The organism is Thermoanaerobaculia bacterium, from assembly GCA_035260525.1.
GTDB lineage: Bacteria > Acidobacteriota > Thermoanaerobaculia > UBA5066 > DATFVB01 > DATFVB01.
In genome coordinates, this window is sequence record DATFVB010000047.1 from 1 (window position 1) to 4,735 (window position 4,735).

Sequence of the window (4,735 nt, forward strand, 5' to 3'; positions counted from 1 at the left end):
CCGACGGAATCGGGACGACGTTGACGAGAACACAACCCTTCGCCCTTCCAAGATAGTCGGTGACCCTGACCTTGTCCCAAGGAGAGCTACCAAGGGCAGCGGGAGCGAGGGAGAGCATGAGCGCAAGCATCGACGCGATTCTGTTCACTTGTGGTTCCCTTCAGAGAAATACTACGCCCTACCCCGCAATCTTTGCGACAGGCCTGGGGACGGTCCTATGGTTCATATGTTATTCAGCCCGACGAATCGTCGGGCGCTTGGGGACGGCAATGGGGACGATCCTAGCTTGATAGCTTTCGGCGGCGCGGTCGAGCCGCTCGTCGGCGAGCCGCGCCGCAACAAGCCCCGGTGGGGCCCCGGAGCGGCCGAGGCTTCCTAGCCGAGCCGCGGAGGACGCGACGCGGAAAGTCTCCCCGAGTAACCGACGGGGAGGAGGTCCGCGTCGCGGGAGCCGGAGCGATCCGAGCTCTGCGAGCGTCGCTCCGGCGACGTGTGGTCGGGACGCCGGGATTTGAACCCGGGACCCCCTGAACCCCATTCAGGTACGCTAGCCAGGCTGCGCCACGTCCCGACGGAAGAGGCCGGGATTTGACCACGGGCTCACGGCGGAGTCAATCGACTGGTGCCCCTGGACCCGCCGCCACGGTCATGGACAGACGGCGGTCCGGTCGACCCGCCATTCGGCAAACGGCGCAAACCTCTCTCCCAGGTCGTTCGCGATCCGAGCACCGAGAGGTCGCGAACACGTACTCGGGGCCGGGGGCGCCGGAGTCGTCGAGTCCGCCAAGGACGAGCGATGGAGGTCAGATCGCGGAAAGTCTCCTCGACGGGATTGACGCGCAGCGCACCGTGCGCAAGCGCCCGGTGAGGAGGAGGTCCGCGATTTGAGAGGCAGCAAGCGGTCGAGCGCCCGAGCGCGAGCCGTGCTGCCGACGGTACGCTAGCCAGGCTGCGCCACGTCCCGACGGAAGAGGGCGCGATTTGACCACGGCCTCAGGGTCTAGTCAATCGCGCTTCCCCTTCCCCTGCTGAAACGGCGAATCGTCAGATCGCCGGAAGGCACGCCATAGACGAGCGAAGACGAGGGTCGGGCATCCGGTACCCTCGCGGCGCGACGGAGTCTCGCGTGATCGCTGCGTCGGACGAATAGCGCCACCCCCGGGCCTGTCAACGCAGAGGCTTCGGCACAGCCGGTAGAATTCGGACGATCGATGAAACGCGAGAGGATCCTCCCGGCCATCGTTCTCTCGGCCGCCGCAGCACTCGCGGCAATTGCGCGGGACGCGCCGAAAGCCCCCTCCCCCGTGGAGCTCTCTTCGCGATGGCGAAAGGCCATCGGCAACCCGCGACCCGGTGGAACCCTGCACCTCGTCTCCCGCTCGACGGAGGATGGGATCCCGGGCACCGTGGACGAATGGATCTCTCCGGACGGCGACTACCGGCAGGCCACGAAGCGGGAATTCGACGAGAGCGAGGTCGTCGTCACGCCCGGATGGGCCGCGCGGCGGGACTGGAACGGATTCGTCCGAGACGTCGAAGGGCGCGAGCTCGAGCGGCTCCGCTCTCGGATTTCCGAAATCGCCGCGATCGGTTTCGGACCTCCGGAGCTTCCGCCGGGCGCAACCGCGAAACCCTCGTCGAACGCGGGCGCCATCGACCTGGGCATCACGCCTCCCGGTGGAAAGGAGATCGTGTGGCGCCTCGACGCGCGAACCGGTCTCCCGATCGAGTCCGTTCGCCCAGGCGACGACACCGTGATCAAGACCTCATGGACGGACTGGGTCGAGATGGCGGGCCGGCGGATGCCGCGGAGCGCCCGCGTCTCGGAGACCGACAGGCCCGAATACTCGCGCGCGCTGACGGCCGCCCGCGTCGAGGAGCCGCCGGGCGGCTTCGCGCGGCCGGTCTCCGGCCCTTCCGACGTCGAGCGCGATCCCCCGGTCCCGGCGGTCCCTTTCACGTTCGAGGCGAGCCACATCGTTCTTCCCGTCTCGGTCAACGGCCGGCCGCCGATCGGGTTCATCCTCGACACGGGCGCCGACCAGGAAGTCGTCAACGCGGCGCGCCTCTCCGGCTTCGGCCTGTCGGTCTACGCGAGGTCCGCCACGACGGGAGGCGGCAATTCCGCCGAATACGACTATGCGAAGGACGCCACCCTCTCGCTTCCGGGCGTCAGGCTCGTGAAACAGCACGTCGCGGTCCTCGAGCAGACCGGGCTCGAACGGGCGCTCGGCGTTCCGATCGGCGGCATCCTCGGCTACGACTTCATCAGCCGCTTCGTCCTGGAGATCGATTACGAGAAGAAGACGATCACGCTCCACGATCCCGCCACGTGGACCTACTCCGGGAGCGGCGCGGTCGTCCCTCTCGTCTTCGACGGCGGCATCCCTTTCGTGGACGGGACGATCTCGGCCGGCGGACAGGAAATCCCCGCATCCTTCGTCATGGACTTCGGCGCGGCGGAGACGATGACCCTGACTTCTCCGTTCGTGAAGGCGCATCGCCTCGACACGCTCGCCCGGAACTCGACGGTGAACCGTCCCGCCGGGCTCGAGAAGCAGTTCTTCGCCCAAAACAACGTGCGCGGCCGCGTCGACCGGCTGACGCTCGGCGGCCTCGTCGTCGAATCGATCCCGATCAACATGTCGGTGAACACCTCGGGTGCGTACGCGAGCCAGACTTTTGCGGGCACGGTCGGCGAGACCATCTACTCCCGGTACCACGTGTTCCTCGACTACGCCAGGATACGCGCGATCTTCGAGCCGACGCCCGCCGCCCGCGAGCCCTTCCCGGACCGCCGGACCTACGGCCTGACCCTCCTGGCCTCGGAGCCCGACCTCCACACGTACACGGTCGCGGCGGTGCGGGCGGGTTCCCCGGCCGAGAAAGACGATTTCCGCAAGGGGGACGCGATCGTCGCGTGGGACGGGGAACCCGCCTCGAAGTTCACCCTCTCCGATCTGCGCGATCGATTCACCCGGGACGGCGAGAGGCACACGGTTTCCCTCGCGCGGGGAGCGGCGACCCTCGAGATTGCGGTCAACCTCCGCCTGGTGTCGATCGAGACGAACTGAGCCTCGTCCCCGGCGCCCGCTACTCGCTCGTCTCGCCCTCGAAATGCTCCTCGTCGCCCTCCGCCTCCGCGCGGGTGTGGTGAACGACCCCGTCGCGATGGTTCGGCGGCGAATAGATCGTGTAGAGCTTCAGCGGGACCGTCCCGGTGTTGACGATGTTGTGCTTCATCCCGGACGGAACGACGACGGCGAATCCCGCCTTGATCGGCGTCGTGACGCCCTCGAGCACCACCTCGCCGGTCCCCTCTTCCACGCGGAAGAACTGGTCGACGGCCTTGTGGGTTTCCTTCCCGATCTCTTCCCCGGGCTTCAACGCCATCAGCACGAGCTGGCTGTGCGGCGCGGTGTAGAGCACGTGGCGGAAGTCCTCGTTCTTCGCCGTGAGCGCTTCGATGTCCTGCACGAAGCCTTTCGGCGCCGTCGCCGACCTGGTCGCGGCCTTCGACTTGCCCGTCTCCGCCGCGGCGGAAACGAGATGCACGGCGCCGACGGCGCCCAGGGCGAGAAGAATGGCGAGCACGGCGAGCGACGTCGAACGGCGGCCGCCAAATTCTTCAGGTCTCATGACGATCCTCCTCGTTTGCAATCCCGGGAGACTCGACGCGGATTGCGCCGCCGCCTTCCGAAGGGCCCATGAAAGACGGTAGAGGAAGCGGCCGGGCTGCGCCTGATGCGAACGATGCAGAAGCCCCGGCATGTTCGCCGTTCGATCCCGTCGAACGATTTGCCACTTTCGGAAGAGCTCGTCATCCCCGAACATCCTTGGAGACCGCACGTATGGAATTCAGAGCCGAACGCATCGGAGGCATCTTGGAGAAAACGAAACTCGACGAGCTCCACCGTGCGACATCCCGCAGCCGCGCGGGCTGGGGAGCCTTCCTCGTCCTGGCGGCGGCCTGGGCGGTGTCCCTCGCGGTCCTCGCGGCGAACGGGCGGCCGGTCGAGGAGCAGATCTCTCTCTTCGTCGTCCTCGGCCTGGTGCTGCCGGCCATCGCGCTCCTCGTGTGCCGGGGCCTGCCGGCGCTGCCTCCTCCCCGCGCCATCCGGGCGGACAAAGCGCTGATCGCCGGCCTGGCCGTTCTCGTGATGCTCTTCCTCGCGGTGAAGGGCCCGCTGCTGGCCGCGCTGACGGGCCCCGCGCCCGACCCGAGGGTCCGTGACGTCGTGAACACGCTCCTCAAGCTCGCGGTGTTCGTCGCGGTTCCCCTGGCCGTCTACGCGCTGCGGGGGAAGATCTTCCCGCGGCAGCTCGGCCTGACGTGGCCGCCCGAGGGCCCGCGGGGAAGGAGCCTTCTCGCCTTCGTCACGATCGGCGCGGTGTTCACCGGAATCCAGATCTTCTTCGGCCGCGGGATCCGGCCGCTGCTCGACGGGTCGCTCGCCTCCCGGCACTGGGCTCTCGGTCTCCTCCTCTGCTTCCTCTGGATGTCGGTCGAAGCGGGACTCGTCGAGGAAGTCTTCTTCCGCGTGATCCTCCAGTCGCGCCTGGCGGCCGTCACGCGCTCACAGGCGGCGGGGATCTTCCTCTCGGCCCTCGTGTTCGGACTCGCCCACGCGCCGGGTCTGTGGCTGCGCGGGGCGGGGACGATCGAGGGACTGGGCGGCGCTCCGTCGCTGCCGGTGTCGATCGCTTACAGCGTGACGACCATGGCACTGGGGGG

The 4,735-nt window shown here is 67.8% G+C and carries 3 protein-coding genes and 1 tRNA gene; 2 read left to right on the forward strand and 2 right to left on the reverse strand.

The features are described 5' to 3' along the window. Positions 1–493: 493 nt before the first annotated feature. Positions 494–571: transfer RNA gene (locus VKH46_02215), tRNA-Pro, on the reverse strand. Between the two features lie 640 nt (positions 572–1,211). Between VKH46_02215 and VKH46_02220 the strand changes: the two genes are divergently transcribed. Continuing rightward, complete coding sequence (locus VKH46_02220) at positions 1,212–3,074, forward strand: aspartyl protease family protein (GenBank protein ID HKB69628.1); 1,863 nt, start codon at positions 1,212–1,214, stop codon at positions 3,072–3,074. Positions 3,075–3,093: 19 nt separating this feature from the next. On the opposite strand, the gene VKH46_02225 is transcribed toward VKH46_02220, so the two are convergent. Beyond that, the gene (locus VKH46_02225) at positions 3,094–3,477 is read right to left on the reverse strand and encodes a cupin domain-containing protein (GenBank protein ID HKB69629.1); all 384 of its coding nucleotides are present in this window, start codon (positions 3,475–3,477) and stop codon (positions 3,094–3,096) included. A gap of 407 nt (positions 3,478–3,884) precedes the next feature. Between VKH46_02225 and VKH46_02230 the strand changes: the two genes are divergently transcribed. Continuing rightward, positions 3,885–4,735: CPBP family intramembrane glutamic endopeptidase (locus VKH46_02230; protein HKB69630.1), on the forward strand; the 851-nt coding region annotated here is incomplete at its 3' end.

Bases quoted from the DNA above. Each gene is read 5' to 3' on its own strand.
- VKH46_02220 (HKB69628.1), top strand. From the start codon at position 1,212: ATGAAACGCGAGAGGATCCTCCCGGCCATCGTTCTCTCGGCCGCCGCA.